Genomic DNA, 14,757 nt, shown 5'->3' on the forward strand with positions numbered 1-14,757 from the left:
TCCCGCTCTCGCTGGAAGAATTAAGGCTTGGTGGAGCCGGGGATTTCGACCTTCAGCGTATCGCCGGCCAGCTCGCTGCCCAGTTCCACGGCCTTGGTCTTCTTGTCGTAAACGCAGATATGGCTGACCGTCGCATCCGCGCCTTTCGCCTTGCCGGTAAGGATGGCAAGGCCGTAATTCTCGCTGCCGACGGGATCAACCACTGCCTTGGCATCCTCGATCATGTCCCTGGCGTCCGCAAGGCAGGCGGTCTGCACATCCGCCACGAATTCCTTCCACGCATCATCCGATGATGCGGCGGCGGGGAGTGCCAGGGATGCGAAGGCTGCGAAGAAGAGAATGTTTCGGGTGATGAAGCGCGTCATGGAATTTCCTTCCTGCATTTTCGGTAAAAGCGAACCGATAGGGTGCAAAACGGTACGCCAGGGTTGTGAAACAAATGTGGTGGCGGCTGGCTAGAGACGAATTTTCTCTTTTGTCGGAACATTTTGATATTTCGCAGGTTGCCCAAACAGAGGTTCGCTCCTATGGTCCGCTCACACGGTTTCTAGGAGCGGTAACCCGCTGCAAAAAGGAGTAAAAACCATGGCCTTCGAACTTCCCGAACTCCCCTACGACTACGACGCGCTTGCACCTTACATGTCGCGCGAGACGCTCGAGTTCCATCACGACAAGCACCACAAGGCATATGTCGACAACGGTAACAAGCTGGCTGCCGAAGCCGGTCTTTCCGACCTGTCGCTCGAGGAAGTCGTGAAGAAGTCCTTTGGCACCAATGCCGGCCTCTTCAACAATGCTGCCCAGCACTACAACCACGTCCATTTCTGGAAGTGGATGAAGAAGGGCGGCGGCGGCAACAAGCTGCCGGGCAAGCTGGAACAGGCGATTGCTTCCGATCTCGGCGGCTACGACAAGTTCAAGGCTGATTTCATTGCTGCCGGCACCACCCAGTTCGGCTCCGGCTGGGCATGGCTCTCCGTCAAGAACGGCAAGCTCGAAATCTCCAAGACCCCGAACGGCGAAAACCCGCTGGTTCATGGCGCTGATCCCATCCTCGGCGTCGACGTCTGGGAACATTCCTACTACATCGACTACCGCAACCTGCGCCCGAAGTACCTCGAAGCCTTCGTTGACAACCTCATCAACTGGGACTACGTCCTGGAGCGTTACGAAGCCGCTGCCAAGTAAGGCTTGGCGAACGGAATTTTTGAACACCCGGCCTTTGTGCCGGGTGTTCTGCTTTTGGGGCGCGCGTGCCGTTCCGGCCGCTTGTCACAAGCCTGTCATCAGCCGGGTTTATCGCGGCGCATCATGAGTGAAAAAAGCAAGCCTCTCTTCTCCTTCGGCATCGTCGCCGATCCCCAATATGCCAATGCCGATCCCCGTCCGGACATGGGCCGCTATTATGCCGAAAGCCCGAAAAAGCTCTCCGAGGCGATCGCCGTCTTCAACGAAGAGGACCTCGCCTTTGTGGTGACGCTTGGCGACATCATCGACCGCGGTTTCGACAATTTCGATGCCATCCTCAGCGTTTATGACGGGCTTCGCCATCCCTCGGTCCTGTTGCCGGGTAATCATGATTTTTCAGTCGCGCCGGAGCATCTGACCGCCATCCATGCCCGCCTTGGCATGCCGGCGCCCTGGCATGACTTCGCCATCGGCAATGTCCGCTTCGCCGTGCTCGATGGCAACGAGGTCAGTCTCTTCGCCCCGCCGCTCGGCGATCCGCGTCGTGCACTTGCGCAGGAGCGGCTGAAGCACCTGCAGCAAGCGGGCGCGATCAATGCACAGGACTGGAACGCCTCGCTCAGCGACGAGCAATTCGAATGGTTGCGAAACGTCCTGCAAAAATCGGACGCGGCCGGCGAAAAAGTGGTCGTGCTGTGCCACTATCCGCTTTATCCGGAAAACGCTCACAACATGTGGGACGCGCCCCGCATTGTCGATCTTCTCAGCGCCCATTCTTCAGCCGTCGCATGGTTCAATGGCCATAATCACGAAGGCAATTACGGTGTGCTGGGCAACACCCACTTCGTCAATTTCAAGGGCATGGTGGATACGCCCGACCAGAACACTTTCGCCATCGCCGATGTTTTCGAAGATCGGATCGTCATTCGCGGTTTTGGCCGCGAGGAGGATCGCCTCTTACGGCTGTGAGGATGGAATGCCCGGCTGGTTGCTCTGCCAGCCGCTCATCCACAATTGCCGCAGCTTTTCACCTTCCAGCTTGAAAAAGCTGCCGGTGCTTTCGCAGGTCAAGACCCGGTCCGAGCGGAAGTTGCGGATCGCCTGCCGTAACTCGCACCAGCCGACGATATTCACCGTCTCCGAATAATAGATCACGGCAATGGGCCGGATCTGCCGCCGGGTCTCTGTGCCGGTTTCATCGCGATAGCTGATTTCCAGCCGTTCTTCATCGCGCACCGCACGCCTGACCGTCGCAAGATCGATGCCGACAGGCGCGGGTGCGATGCTGCCCCAGGCATGCAGGGCATTGGCCGACAGGGTTTTGGACAGGGGTTCGGGCAGGGAAGCGGCAATCTTGTCACTGGCCTTTTTCGCTGCCTGCCGCAATTCGGTATCACTGGAGCGGCCAACCATGGCGAGCGCCAGCACGATTGCCTCGGTCTCTTCGATGGAAAACATCAGCGGCGGCAGGCTGAAGCCGGGTCGCAGAATATAACCGACGCCGCGCTCGCCTTCGATGGGCACCCGCATGGTCTGAAGGGCGGCTATGTCGCGATAGACCGAACGCGCCGTCACTTCCAGCTTGTCGGCGATTGTCTGTGCCGTGACTGGCCGGCGCGCCAGTCGCAGGATCTGGATGATCTCGAACAGTCTCGACGCCTTGCGCATTGACATTTTCCCGGCGTTTTTTCAAGACAACTGACACAATGCTGTCAGTTGGCTTTTCCTATAAACGGCAAAACACATTGAGAAACATGCATATTCCTAAATGTGCCGCGAACCGTCTGGGGAGATACTGACATGAGTTACGCCGAAAATCTCTGGCTTTTCTTTCTGCTCCTGTTCGGCATCATCATCCTGCCGGGCATGGACATGCTGTTCGTGCTGGCAAGTGCGCTGACGGGCGGCAAGAAAACCGGCCTTTCGGCCGCAAGCGGCATGAGCGCCGGCGGCATCGTGCATTCGCTTTATGGCGCGGCCGGCGTTGGCCTGCTCGCCACCTGGATGCCGTCGCTGTTCCTGCCGCTTCTCATTGCCGGCGCTGCCTATATGGTCTGGATCGGCATCGGCCTGATGCGCAGCGCAATCGTCGTGAATGGCGATGAGGCGCAGGCGAGCGCCTCAGTGAAAAAAGCGTTCTGGCGGGCGGTGCTGACCTGCCTTTCCAACCCGAAAGCCTATCTGTTCATGATGGCGGTCTACCCGCAATTTCTCAACCCTGCCTATGGTCCGATCTGGATGCAGGGGCTGGTGATGGGCGTGATGGTGGCGGTAACGCAGTTTACCGTTTATGGCGCGCTGGCGCTGACGGCGGATAAAAGCCGGCAATGGCTGGTGTCTTCCCCCGGCGCCACGATCTTCATCGGTCGCGCTGCCGGTTTCATGCTGGTTGCCGCAGCGCTGCTGACATTTTGGGAAGCCCTGTCGTGGAGCCTCGGCGAATAAGACGAACAGATACTGCCGCTCCAGGGAGGCCATTCCCCGCACACCAACGAATGCTCTGCCAAGGCCCGTTGTTTTGTCACGGGGCCTTGTGGGACAACCGTCAGATACTTTTCGGCCTGATACTCTAGACTTCTGTTTTCACGGCGGAATTCACCGCAATGTGACTTCTTTTCGCCATGCGGAAAGGGCATCCTCGCGCCGTTCCATCAAGCGTCCGGCACCTGCCGGAATCAAGGAGAGAGTGTATGAAACTGAAAACCATCGCGGCGGCCATGCTTTTCGGCTGTCTTTGCGCCGGAGCGGTCTATGCTGCCGGCGAAGTCGAAAAACGCGAAGGCATGATGAAGCAGATTGGCGGTTCCATGGGTGCGCTCGCTGCCATCTCCAAGGGCCAGAAGCCCTTCGATGCCGAAGCCGTCAAGGCTGCCGTCACGACCATCAGCACCAATGCCAAGGCTTTCCCCGAACAGTTCCCCGCCGGCACCGAGACTGGAAGCGCGGCGGCTCCGGCCATCTGGGAAAATTTCGAGGACTTCAAGGCCAAGGCGGCCAAGCTCGGTGCTGATGCCGATACGGTTCTTGCCAATCTCCCCACCGATCAGGCGGGCGTCACCACCGCCATGCAGACGCTCGGCGCCGATTGCGGCACCTGCCACCAGACCTATCGTTTGAAGAAATAATCACGAATTTCAAAACGCCGCTTCCCGGCGGCGTTTTTTCACGTTGAAAGACACCTGATCAACTCGGGTGGGAATGGGGAGAGGGGTATGTCTTCCATTTGGACGAAGCTTGTGGGTGGGGCCGTGATCGCGGCCATTGCCGGCTATGGCATTTTCGCCTGGGTCACCGCGCCGCAGCGTCAGGCGCCCAGCCATTGGGTCAGCCTTGGCGAGCCGGATCTGGCCAATGGCGAAACGCTGTTCTGGGCGGGTGGCTGTGCAAGCTGTCATGCCGCACCGGATGCCACGGGTGACGCGTTGCGGACGCTCGCCGGCGGGCAGCCGCTGAAAAGCCCCTTCGGCACCTTCCATGTGCCCAATATTTCCTCTGATCCGCAGCACGGCATCGGCAGCTGGACGCTGGCGGAATTCGGCGATGCCATGACGCGCGGGGTGGGAAAGAACGGCGAACATCTTTACCCGTCCTTCCCTTACGCTTCCTATGCGCGCATGACGCAGAAGGATGTCAACGACCTGTTCGGTTATCTGAAAACCCTGCCGGCCAGCCAGAATGACGCGCCGGATCACGATCTGCCGTTTCCCTTCAACCTGCGCATGGCGCTCGGCGGCTGGAAGTTCCTGTATTTCGACACCTCCGCCCCGCCGCGCGTCGAGCTTGCCAATGCCAATGCCGAATTGCTGCGCGGCCAATATCTGGTGGAAGGGCCGGGCCATTGCGGCGAATGCCATACCCCGCGCGACGCTCTCGGCGGTTTCCTGAAAGACAAATGGCTGGCCGGCGGCCCCAACCCGGAAGGTGAGGGCCGTATCCCCGATATCACGCCCGGCTCTCAGAGCATCGGCGCCTGGACGACGGCCGATATTGCCGGTTATCTGGAAACCGGCTTCACCCCGGAATTCGACAGCGTCGGCGGCTCCATGGTCAAGGTGCAGCAGAACATGGCGCGTCTGACCGCCGAAGACCGCAATGCCATTGCCGCCTACCTTAAGGCGATCCCGTCTCGGTAAGGCGATACTTCGCCCGACGGATGACATTGAATGAGGTGCGTTACCGGCCGTATGAACATCTCGCCGCCATTGACTCCCGCACTTACCCGGCGGATAACATGACCGTGATGGTTCCTTCCGGGCGTTCCGGAAGGTGAAAAGGGAACACGATAGGGAGCCGATCCTCATTCGTGGCTGCCCCCGCAACTGTGAGCGGAGAGCCTGAAACGAAATGCCACTGGCAAGCCATCTCGCCCCTATTCAAGGCGAGGGCGATGCCGGGAAGGTGTTTCAGGTTTTGACCCGTAAGCCAGGAGACCTGCCATCGCGGAAATGTCCATGCCGGCGGGGTGTCCGGAAGAGCGGAATGTCAGGGTCGTCGGTTCGATATCCCTGTGTCAGTCTCGTATCCCCGTGGTGAAGTGTATCATATGCGGTCTTGTGGCTTTGGCCATTCGGCCGCTTCTTATGGCGCGGGGTCGCGCCGGGAGAGGGGTCACCATGTCTATCCAGCAGAATACGGCCAATGCAGCCGTTTCAGCAAAAACGGGCAGCTTCGCGCAATCGCTGACGGCGATCGTGCTGGGCCTGTTCGTCGTCGGTTTTGTCGGCTTTTCGCATGTGGAAGCTGTTCACAATGCCGCGCATGACACGCGTCATGCCAATGCCTTCCCCTGCCATTGAGGGGAAACGGCATGTCATTTTTTCGCAATATCGTTTTTACCGCCGTTCTGGTCGGCGTCGTCGGCGGTTTGGCCGTCTCGGCCATGCAGGCTTTCGGCACCACGCCGCTCATCCTTCAGGCCGAAACCTTTGAAAGCGCCGGCGGCGAAGCGGCCCACAGCCATGATGCGGCAGCACCCGGCGCTGCTGTTCCCGCCCATGAGCATAATGACGAGGCATGGGCTCCAGCCGATGGTTTCGAGCGCACCGCCTATACTGTTGCTGCCAATGTGCTGACGGCCATCGGTTACGCGCTTGTTCTGACCGGTCTCATCTCGCTGCGCGGCACCGATGCCGGCTGGCGCGAAGGCCTTCTGTGGGGCGTTGCCGGTTTTGCCGCCGTGATGCTCGCACCGATGATCGGCCTGCCGCCGGAATTGCCGGGAAGCCCGGCCGCAGCACTTGAGGCACGGCAGATCTGGTGGCTCTCGACGGTTGCCGCAACCGCGGGCGGCATTGCACTGATTGCGTTCCGCCGCGAGCCCTGGGCCATCGTTATGGCTCTGGTGTTGATCGTCGCGCCGCATGTGGTGGGCGCGCCGCTGCCGCCGGAAGGTGAACATGCGCTGGCGCCGCTGCCGCTGGAACGGCAGTTCATCGTTGCCGCCACCATCACCAGCTTCGTTTTCTGGGCGCTGCTTGGTACATTGAGCGCGTTTTTCCTGAAACGCTTCCAGTCGGCGTAAATCCATGCAGGACGCAGCGGAGTGGAGTGACGAACTCGATGCGCTGCGTTTTGCCGTTCCCGGTCACGGCGCTTTCTGCGCCGTGCACCGCCTTGCCTTCAAGGCAGTTTTGGGCGCAAGTCCTGATCGTGATGCGGCGCTTGCCTATTTTTATGACCACGAAGCTGCCTTTGCCGCTGCGGCAATCGCCAAGATCAAACGATCAAACTTGCCCGCCGGCCGCAGCCTGCATTTGAACAGCCGCGATATCCGCCGTGCGATTGCCGGCGAGGGGCCGGAGTTTGCGGCGCGTGTCTGCCGGGTGCTTGATCGGCACTGACTGGCCTGATGTTCCCACTTCCGTCATGCCGGCCTTGAGCCGGTATCCAGCCAGCCCAGGTCCCTGGGCTGAAAAGACTCTTCTCGTCGCGCAGACGCGGGTCGGCTGGATTCCGGCTCAAGGCCGGAATGACGGGGAAGTGGAGAGATTGTACGGCATCAAGACGGCTGCGCCTTACCGATGCTCCGCTGCAAAAACCTGAAGTTCCGCCTCGGCTTCCGGACCAAAGAGGCCGAGGTTTTTCAGAATTTCCACCGCAAAACTCACCGGCGCGCTGCCGGCTGCCGTGATGATGCCGCCATCGCTCACCGCCTTCGGCTGGTCGCGATAAAGACCATCGCCATTATAGGCCGGATAGGCCTTGTGTGAGGCGAGCGAATTGCCGGTATGGGCGACCTCGTTCAGGATACCCGTGCCCGCCAGCGCGCTTGCCGCCGCACAGATACCGGCAACCAGCCGGTCCTTTTCGCGAAAGCGATGCACCAGCCCGCCAAGATCGGCGGCCGTGCCCTTCTCCCAGCTGAGACCGCCGGGAATGACGAGCGCATCGATGCTGTCAGGATCAAGCGCAGCATAGGAGGTTTCGGGCGTCACATTCAGCCCGCCCATCGATGTTACCGGCTGCCCGTCCGGGCTGGCATGAACGATCTCGACGCCGAGATAGCTGCGTGCCGCCGCCGCAAGCAGCGCCGGTTCCCAGTCCGCAAAATCCTGTGCCAGCGCAATGGCGATCCGTGTCATGGCCGTCTCCGTCGGTTTTGATCAGGCGATGGACTGCATGTAGCGCATGCCGGTAACCGGACGCGGCGCGAAATCCATGTTTTCGTAGAAACGATGCGCCGCCACATTGCCGGTCGTGGCGCTGACGGACAGATAGTCGCAACCCAGCCGCTTGGCGATATCACGGGCGCGGGAAACCAGATGCTGGCCGGTGCCGTGGCCGCGATGACCGTCGCGCACGAAGAGATGGTGCAGCTCAAGCCCGCGCCGGCCTTCCTGCGCCCTGTAGAGCGGCAGAAGCAGTGCGTAGCCGATCAGCGCGCCATCGGCTTCGGCAACGAGACCATGCACCCAGGGCAGGGGGCCGAACAGGTCGCGCTCAAGCTTGGCGGGCGTGATTGCCGCCGCATCACCATGGTAGGAGGCAAGCAGCGTGATCATCTCGTTAAGCTCGGGCAAATCCGTCTTGCGCGCGCCGCGAATGATGACGACGGGCGGTCTTTCCAGTGTAAGGGAGCTATCTTCGGTCATTTTTTCGGTCCTTTGGTCTTATCGGTGCCGTCAGGACGTTTGAAAACAACAAAGCCGCCTGACGGCGGCTTGTTGACAATATGATCTGTCGAGCCGCCCTTAAAGGTAGGCCCAAAAGTACGAGCAGGAGATGGGTGCGCGTTCGTTGATCATGTCATTGCAATGCGCCCGAATCCGTAATCTGTCAAGCGGCTTCAATTTGCAAATCGTGCGATTGCTGAAACAATCGCATCTTCCATCCCCGCATCCCCGCATCCCCGGTGGAATGCCCGGCTGCACCTATGGCCATCAGCTCGCTTCCCGGCCATGCGGCGGCAAGTTCGCAAGCGGTGACGGGCGGTCCCTGCAGGTCGCGCATGCCCTGGATGAGCACGCAGGGAATGCCGGAAAGCAGGCCGGCATTGCGGAGAAGCACGCCGTCCTCCAGCCATGCCGCATGGTGGAAGTAATGGGCGCAGAGGCGGGCGCGGGTCAGAATATAATCGGCGTCGCGCCATTTTTCCGGAAAGGCCGAGCTTGCCTCCGCGCTGATCGAGCCCGCCTCCCACACATGCCACTCAAGTGCTGCCATGCGGCGGATGGCCGGGTCAGGATCGTTCAAAAGCTGGAGATACGCGCCGACGGGATCTTCCTTCGCCATGTGATCCGGGATAGCCGCGATGAAACGCTGCCACTGTTGCGGCAGAAACATCGCCAGCCCCTTGTAAAGCCAGTCGATCTCCTTTTGCCGCGTGGTGGTGACGCCGGCCAGCACCATCGCGCGCACCCGATTTGGGTGGCGCTGGGCATAGGCCAGCGCGAGCGTGGCGCCCCAGGAGCTGCCATAAACCAGCCAGTCATCCACCGAAAGCGCGAAGCGGATGGCCTCCATATCGTCGATCAGGTGATGTGTGCTGTTGTGCGCAAGGCTCTCGCTAGCATTCGGCGTGCTTTTGCCGCAGCCGCGCTGGTCGAACTGGATGATGCGGTAAAGGGCGGGATCGAAGTAGCGTCTGGCAGTCGCCGAAAGCCCGGAACCGGGGCCGCCATGCAGCAGGATCGCCGGCCGTCCCGCCGGATTGCCGGCAATCGTCACATGCAGCCTGTGGCCTTCGGAAACGTCGAGGAAAACAGTGTCGAACGGGGTGGTTTCGGAAAATATTTCGGCCATCCGGCATCCCTTCCTCAAGCAGGAGAGCGCATACAGGGCGCAGATGACAGTGGAATGTCAGCCCTGTTCCGGCTTGGGCCTAGTGTTCGCCGCCGCACATGCCGTGGTCGGAAAGTGCACGGATGACGTAGCAATCCTCGATGGAATGGCCGTCGCAATGGGCGACGATGCGTTCCAGCTCGTGTTCCAGTTTCCTGAGCTTGGCAATTTTTTCGCGCACATCGGCCAGATGTTCGGCGGCGATGCGATCCGCTCCCTCACAGGGCATCTGCCGGTGCTGGCTGAGCGCGATCAGCTCGCGGATGGCATCGATGTTCAGCCCAAGATCGCGCGCATGGCGGATGAAGGCCAGCCTTTCGAGATCGGATTTTTCATAACGGCGCTGGTTGCCATCCGAACGATCCGCCTCACGGATGAGGCCCATCTGCTCGTAATAACGGATCGTCGGCACCTTGACGCCGGTGCGTTTCGACAATTCACCGATGGACAGCATGGCTTTCTCCATATCGCGGACGCAGTCGATTGGCGGGAATGGTCCCGCCGCTCATCATCCGATGCTCTAGTCTCTAGAGATATGGCTTTTTTGCCTGCTGTTCAATGGGGTCAGGCCGCTTCGTTCACGCCCAGCGCTTCAGCCAATGCCTTCAGAACTTCGTTCTCGATATTGGCGGCGGCTTCAGGCTGGGCGGCGGTCGCCATTTCAACGGCCGGCTTGGCCGCATCGGAGGCACCGCTATCGAGATTCCACAATGCGGCGGCAAGACCGGCCGATACGCTGGCGGCAGCCGGTGCGACCGCCGTGGCAACGCTCTCGGCGCTCGAGATGGCGCGGTGTGCGGCGCGGGTCAACTCCAGCAGGGCTTCGGTGGTGGAGTGGGTTTCCCTGTTTTTCGTCGGCTCAACGGTCCGGACCGGAGATGCATAATAGCTGGTGGTGGTTGCTGCGATAGTCGTCATGACTGAGTCCCCAAGTTCTGATGGGGTATTTTTAGGGGCCGAAACATTCGCGAGGATTGCGTCACGCAGGACTTGAACGAAAAACCAACACAATATAGTATACCCCCCTATACTATATGAGGTGCTTATGTCCCATACGATCCGCAACAAGGAGAAGCTGCTCGCCCGCATCCGTCGCCTCAAGGGCCAGATGGAGGCGGTGGAGCGTGCGCTTGATGATGCCAAGCCCTGCGGCGAGGTGCTGCAATTGCTGGCTTCGGTGCGTGGTGCGCTATCCGGCCTGACGGGGGAGGTGATGCAGGAGCATCTGCACGAACATGTGGTGCATGCCGAAAATGAAGACGAGCGGGCGCGGGCGGCGGAAGAGCTGGCTCAGGTGCTGAAGACCTACATCCGCTAGCGCGTCCCCCCCCCAAAAAAAGTGTCCGCGATTTTGGGGGAGAAGACATGCGTGGAAAAAACACCTTGAAGATCGAACAGGATTAGCGACATGACGACGACATCCGAATTCCCTGCCGCGACCGGCCACGACCATGTTTTTCTAGGCCAGAACCATGAGCGCAATGAAAAGCGCGTGTGGATGGTCATCGCGTTGACCACCGTGATGATGGTGGCCGAAATCGTCGCCGGCAACTGGTTCGGCTCCATGGCGCTGACGGCTGACGGATGGCACATGTCCACCCATGCGGGCGCGATGCTGATTTCGGCGCTGGCCTATCTTTATGCCCGGCGCGAGGCGCGCAACCCGCGCTTCACCTTCGGCACCGGCAAGTTCGGCGATCTCGCGGGTTTTGCCAGCGCCATCGTGCTGGCGGTGGTGGCGCTGCTCATCGCCGTCGAAAGTGCGATGCGCCTCGTCAATCCGGTCGAAATCGACTTCAACCAGGCGATCATCGTCGCCGTCATCGGCCTTGCCGTCAATCTCGTCAGTGCCGTGCTATTGAAGGACGATCACGGGCATGACCACGGCCATGGTCACGGCTCACATGCCCATCACGGCCACGGCAACCACGATCACGGTTCGCACGCGCATCATGGAGACCATGGCGCAGCAAAGGGCGGCAGGGACAATAATCTGCGCGCCGCCTATCTGCATGTGCTGGCGGATGCGCTGACCTCGGTACTCGCCATCGTCGCCCTGCTTCTCGGCAAATGGAACGGCTGGTCTTTCCTTGATCCGGCAATGGGTATCGTTGGCGGTCTGGTTATCGCCCGCTGGTCATGGGGCTTGGTGCGCTCGACGGCGACAACCCTGCTCGATGCCATGCCGCATGCGGAAGACCTGCCGCAGGAAATCCGTGAAAGCGTCGAGACGGAAGAGGATCGCATCACCGACCTGCATGTCTGGCAGGTGGGGCCGGGGCACCATGCCGCCATCGTGGCGATCCAGTCGCAGGCGCCGCAAGCGCCGGCTTTCTACAAGCAGAAACTTGCCGCCATACATGAACTCTCGCATGTGACGGTGGAGGTCAGCCCGGCAAGGGCCTGAGAAGAATCGCCTATTCGTATTCGGAATAGGCGCTGCGCACCCACTCGGCCTGTGCTTCCGCCTTGTCCTCGGCGGAAGCCACTGCGGGCGTATCCTGATAGGCCGGCGCGCTGCCATTGCCCACGGCCCACAACACGTTGGCCAGCGAATGCGAAAGAATGGTGCTGGAAACGGTGGGGTTGCCGGGGCCGCGTTTGACGGCCTGCTCCTCCGGTGTGCTCTGCGCGCTGCCGGTTTTTTCGATCTCGCGGATACGTCCCTGATAATTGTATCCGCCGATATTGCTTTCGATCTGCATGTCGGTGATTCCGCGTTCAAAAGTTAACGAAGGGTTAACGGCGGCGACTTGTCTGAAACTTGCGCTTGTTGCGTTGCAGCGACTGTCCCGGCTTGACAGGCGGTGAAGTGGTGCTTCGTTTAGGCGGGGAAGAGGAAGTGATACTCCCTGATGGCGCGCAACGGAGACGAATAAGATGAAGCGATGCCGACGCTACTACAGGCCTCCTCGCCCCACCCTCCACGTCATCCTCGCCCTTGAGGCGAGGATCCATTTTTAAGCTCCATAGCGTCCGGCCGTGGATACTCGCCTCAAGGGCGAGGATGACGCGGAGTGCGGGGTGAGGGGTGAGGGGTGAGGGATGACCAGTTCGGTGTGAGGAGTGAACCTCAAAACTTATCGAACTATGCCGTTTCCTTCTCCACCGGCAAAACCGCCTCCCGCACCTTCGCAGGCTCCTCCACCGTCTCGGCCTTCTGCGGCGCGGGCGTCACCGCCTCAACCGTGGTGTCCGGTTCCTGCGCAGCCGGGGTCACCATCGCCGCCACCAGCGTGTCGAGACCGATCGAACCGACCGGCTTGCCATCCTCATCAACCACATGCGCCTGAGTCTCGTTGGCCTCCGACATATCGCGGGCAATGGTTTCCAGCGTCGCGTTCTCAGGCACCGACATGCCTTCCGGTTTGCTGTCCAGCGGCTCCATGACCGTGGTGGCCTGCAATACGCGGCCACGATTGACATCGCGCACGAAGTCGGTGACGTAGCCATCGGCAGGAGAGAGGATGATGCTCTGCCCGTCGCCCTGCTGCACCACTTCGCCGTCCTTGAGAATAGCGATGTGGTCGCCGAGCCGCAAAGCCTCGTCCAGATCGTGGGTAATGAACACCACGGTCTTTTTCAGCTCCTGCTGCAGATCGAGCAGCATGGTCTGCATATCAACACGGATCAGCGGATCGAGCGCCGAATAGGCCTCGTCCATCAAAAGAATATCGGCGTCATTGGCAAGCGCCCGGGCAAGGCCCACACGCTGCTGCATGCCGCCGGAAAGCTGGTTCGGATAATAATCCTCGTAACCGGCAAGGCCGACGCGCTCCAGCCAGTAACGGCCCTTTTCCTCGCTCTTGCTGCGCGGCACGCCCTGGATGTCGAGCCCGTAGACGCTGTTTTCCAGCACGGTGCGATGCGGCAAAAGGCCGAATTTCTGGAACACCATCGCCGTCTTGTGACGACGGAACTGCCGCAGCGCCGAGGCGCTCATGCCGCAGATATCCTCGCCGTCATAGAGAACCTCGCCCGCCGTCGGGTCGATCAGCCGGTTGATGTGGCGGATCAGCGTCGACTTGCCGGAGCCGGAAAGGCCCATGACGACGGTGATCTTGCCGCCCGGCATGGTGATGTTGATGTTGTTGAGGCCAAGGACGTGGCTGTGTTTGTCATTCAGCTCCACCTTGTCCATGCCTGCTCGCACCGCTTCGAGGTATTTCTCGGGATGCTTGCCGAAGATCTTGTAAAGATTCTTGATTTCGATGCTTTTAGCCATGGGAGACCTCGCGGTATTTCTGCAGGCGCTTGCCAAAAGCCTGGCTTGCCCGGTCGAACATGATGGCGATGGCGACCAGAGCGAAACCGTTCAGGAAGCCCACCGTGAAGAACTGGTTGTTGATGGCCTGCAGCACGTTCTTGCCAAGCCCGCCGACACCGACCATGGAGGCGACGACGACCATGGCGAGCGCCATCATGATGGTCTGGTTGATGCCGGTCATGATGGTGGGCAGCGCCAGCGGCAGCTGCACGTTGAACAGCTTCTGGCGGTTGGAAGAACCGAAGGCGTCCGCCGCTTCCAGCACCTCGCGGTCCACCAGGCGGATGCCGAGGCTGGTCAGGCGGATAACGGGCGGAATGGCATAGATCACCACTGCGATCAGGCCCGGTACCTTGCCGATGCCGAAAATCACCACCACGGGGATGAGATAAACGAAGCTGGGCAGGGTCTGCATCACGTCGAGCACGGGATTGATGAGGCGTTGCAGGCGTTCGGAACGTCCCATCAGGATGCCGAGCGGCAGGCCGATGACGATGGCGATCAGGGTGGCGATGGCGACGATGGACAGTGTCGTCATGGCATCGCGCCACAGGCCGACCGCGCCGATCATCAGCAGGGAGATGGCGGTGCCGCCGGTGATCTTCAGGCTGCGCCCGGCCAGATGCACGATGGCCAGAATGACCAGCATCGTGATGATCCACGGCGTCTGGATGAACAGCCGCTCCGAGGAATTGAGGAACAGCTGCAACGGATGCACGATCACATCGATCGCATCGCCGTAATTGCGCACGATGTCGCGAAAACCATCATCGATGGTCTTGCGTACCACACGCATCGTGGAGTTGTCGATGGCCGGGAACTTGCAGAGCAGGTCCGGCAGGTAATTGCAGAGGGCCATTATTGTTGTTTTCCCTTTGGGGTTTGGGATGGGCGGTTAAGGCTGGAGCGCGGGGCACCCCCCTCTGTCCTGCCGGACATCTCCCCCTCAAGGGGGGAGATCGATCTGCGGCAAGGTCTCGCCCATCTCGATGGTTGCGGATGAAGTGGCGAAATCGCGCCCT

Annotated in this window: 20 protein-coding genes and 1 riboswitch; of the genes, 10 read left to right on the top strand and 10 right to left on the bottom strand. The window is 60.5% G+C overall.

Going from position 1 to position 14,757, the window contains the following annotated elements:
- Positions 1 to 20 precede the first annotated feature (20 nt).
- Positions 21 to 365 carry a hypothetical protein gene (locus tag CFBP6623_RS02900; protein ID WP_046798590.1) on the bottom strand — a complete coding sequence of 115 codons (345 nt, stop codon included), beginning with the start codon at positions 363 to 365 and terminating at the stop codon, positions 21 to 23.
- A 220-nt stretch (positions 366 to 585) separates the two neighbouring features.
- On the opposite strand from CFBP6623_RS02900, the gene CFBP6623_RS02905 reads away from it, so the two are divergent.
- On the top strand, positions 586 to 1,188 hold the full coding sequence (locus CFBP6623_RS02905) for a superoxide dismutase (protein ID WP_046798591.1): 603 nt from the start codon (positions 586 to 588) through the stop codon (positions 1,186 to 1,188).
- A gap of 123 nt (positions 1,189 to 1,311) precedes the next feature.
- Complete coding sequence (locus CFBP6623_RS02910) at positions 1,312 to 2,157, top strand: metallophosphoesterase (protein WP_046798592.1); 846 nt, start codon at positions 1,312 to 1,314, stop codon at positions 2,155 to 2,157.
- On the opposite strand, the gene CFBP6623_RS02915 is transcribed toward CFBP6623_RS02910, so the two are convergent.
- Positions 2,146 to 2,856, bottom strand: coding sequence for a helix-turn-helix transcriptional regulator (locus tag CFBP6623_RS02915; RefSeq protein WP_046798593.1), 711 nt, complete (start codon positions 2,854 to 2,856; stop codon positions 2,146 to 2,148). The two genes, CFBP6623_RS02910 and CFBP6623_RS02915, sit on opposite strands and share 12 nt — an antisense overlap.
- Before the next feature lie 132 nt (positions 2,857 to 2,988).
- Between CFBP6623_RS02915 and CFBP6623_RS02920 the strand changes: the two genes are divergently transcribed.
- From CFBP6623_RS02920 to CFBP6623_RS02945, 6 genes are all read left to right on the top strand, one after another.
- Positions 2,989 to 3,633 carry a LysE family translocator gene (locus CFBP6623_RS02920; protein ID WP_046798594.1) on the top strand — a complete coding sequence of 215 codons (645 nt, stop codon included), beginning with the start codon at positions 2,989 to 2,991 and terminating at the stop codon, positions 3,631 to 3,633.
- A 245-nt stretch (positions 3,634 to 3,878) separates the two neighbouring features.
- Positions 3,879 to 4,313 carry a c-type cytochrome gene (locus tag CFBP6623_RS02925; protein ID WP_046798595.1) on the top strand — a complete coding sequence of 145 codons (435 nt, stop codon included), beginning with the start codon at positions 3,879 to 3,881 and terminating at the stop codon, positions 4,311 to 4,313.
- Positions 4,314 to 4,400: 87 nt separating this feature from the next.
- The gene (locus CFBP6623_RS02930; protein WP_046798596.1) at positions 4,401 to 5,321 is read left to right on the top strand and encodes a cytochrome c; all 921 of its coding nucleotides are present in this window, start codon (positions 4,401 to 4,403) and stop codon (positions 5,319 to 5,321) included.
- Positions 5,322 to 5,412: 91 nt separating this feature from the next.
- A riboswitch (cobalamin riboswitch) is annotated at positions 5,413 to 5,641 on the top strand.
- Positions 5,642 to 5,801: 160 nt separating this feature from the next.
- Positions 5,802 to 5,984 (top strand): CbtB domain-containing protein, encoded by a 183-nt coding sequence (locus CFBP6623_RS02935; protein ID WP_046798597.1) that lies wholly within the window; start codon positions 5,802 to 5,804, stop codon positions 5,982 to 5,984.
- An 11-nt stretch (positions 5,985 to 5,995) separates the two neighbouring features.
- Positions 5,996 to 6,709: a CbtA family protein gene (locus CFBP6623_RS02940; protein WP_046798598.1), complete on the top strand. Its 714-nt coding sequence runs from the start codon at positions 5,996 to 5,998 to the stop codon at positions 6,707 to 6,709.
- Between the two features lie 4 nt (positions 6,710 to 6,713).
- Complete coding sequence (locus CFBP6623_RS02945; protein ID WP_046798599.1) at positions 6,714 to 7,028, top strand: hypothetical protein; 315 nt, start codon at positions 6,714 to 6,716, stop codon at positions 7,026 to 7,028.
- Between the two features lie 174 nt (positions 7,029 to 7,202).
- On the opposite strand, the gene CFBP6623_RS02950 is transcribed toward CFBP6623_RS02945, so the two are convergent.
- The 5 genes from CFBP6623_RS02950 to CFBP6623_RS02970 form a co-directional block, all read right to left on the bottom strand.
- A complete protein-coding gene (locus CFBP6623_RS02950) occupies positions 7,203 to 7,769 on the bottom strand; it encodes a type 1 glutamine amidotransferase family protein (RefSeq protein ID WP_062653671.1) in 567 nt (188 codons plus the stop codon).
- Between the two features lie 21 nt (positions 7,770 to 7,790).
- Positions 7,791 to 8,279: a GNAT family N-acetyltransferase gene (locus CFBP6623_RS02955; RefSeq protein ID WP_003509304.1), complete on the bottom strand. Its 489-nt coding sequence runs from the start codon at positions 8,277 to 8,279 to the stop codon at positions 7,791 to 7,793.
- Positions 8,280 to 8,463: 184 nt separating this feature from the next.
- The gene (pip, locus tag CFBP6623_RS02960; protein ID WP_137002494.1) at positions 8,464 to 9,429 is read right to left on the bottom strand and encodes a prolyl aminopeptidase; all 966 of its coding nucleotides are present in this window, start codon (positions 9,427 to 9,429) and stop codon (positions 8,464 to 8,466) included.
- 79 nt (positions 9,430 to 9,508) lie between these two features.
- Positions 9,509 to 9,922, bottom strand: a complete 414-nt coding sequence (locus tag CFBP6623_RS02965) for a MerR family transcriptional regulator (protein ID WP_046798602.1) — start codon at positions 9,920 to 9,922, stop codon at positions 9,509 to 9,511.
- 110 nt (positions 9,923 to 10,032) lie between these two features.
- Positions 10,033 to 10,386, bottom strand: a complete 354-nt coding sequence (locus CFBP6623_RS02970) for a hypothetical protein (protein WP_046798603.1) — start codon at positions 10,384 to 10,386, stop codon at positions 10,033 to 10,035.
- 127 nt (positions 10,387 to 10,513) lie between these two features.
- Between CFBP6623_RS02970 and dmeR the strand changes: the two genes are divergently transcribed.
- Together dmeR and dmeF are read left to right on the top strand one after the other, a co-directional pair.
- On the top strand, positions 10,514 to 10,786 hold the full coding sequence (gene dmeR, locus CFBP6623_RS02975; protein ID WP_003509296.1) for a Ni(II)/Co(II)-sensing transcriptional repressor DmeR: 273 nt from the start codon (positions 10,514 to 10,516) through the stop codon (positions 10,784 to 10,786).
- Positions 10,787 to 10,876: 90 nt separating this feature from the next.
- Positions 10,877 to 11,875, top strand: a complete 999-nt coding sequence (dmeF, locus tag CFBP6623_RS02980; RefSeq protein WP_046798604.1) for a CDF family Co(II)/Ni(II) efflux transporter DmeF — start codon at positions 10,877 to 10,879, stop codon at positions 11,873 to 11,875.
- Positions 11,876 to 11,885: 10 nt separating this feature from the next.
- Here dmeF and CFBP6623_RS02985 read toward each other — a convergent pair whose 3' ends face one another.
- The 3 genes from CFBP6623_RS02985 to CFBP6623_RS02995 form a co-directional block, all read right to left on the bottom strand.
- The gene (locus CFBP6623_RS02985) at positions 11,886 to 12,173 is read right to left on the bottom strand and encodes a hypothetical protein (protein ID WP_046798605.1); all 288 of its coding nucleotides are present in this window, start codon (positions 12,171 to 12,173) and stop codon (positions 11,886 to 11,888) included.
- A 383-nt stretch (positions 12,174 to 12,556) separates the two neighbouring features.
- Positions 12,557 to 13,693, bottom strand: coding sequence for a quaternary amine ABC transporter ATP-binding protein (locus tag CFBP6623_RS02990; protein WP_046798606.1), 1,137 nt, complete (start codon positions 13,691 to 13,693; stop codon positions 12,557 to 12,559).
- Positions 13,686 to 14,594, bottom strand: a complete 909-nt coding sequence (locus CFBP6623_RS02995) for an ABC transporter permease (RefSeq protein ID WP_046798607.1) — start codon at positions 14,592 to 14,594, stop codon at positions 13,686 to 13,688. The genes CFBP6623_RS02990 and CFBP6623_RS02995 overlap by 8 nt, the downstream gene beginning before the upstream one ends.
- Positions 14,595 to 14,757: the final 163 nt, after the last annotated feature.

The organism is Agrobacterium tumefaciens (assembly GCF_005221385.1).
Taxonomy (GTDB): Bacteria; Pseudomonadota; Alphaproteobacteria; order Rhizobiales; family Rhizobiaceae; genus Agrobacterium; species Agrobacterium tomkonis.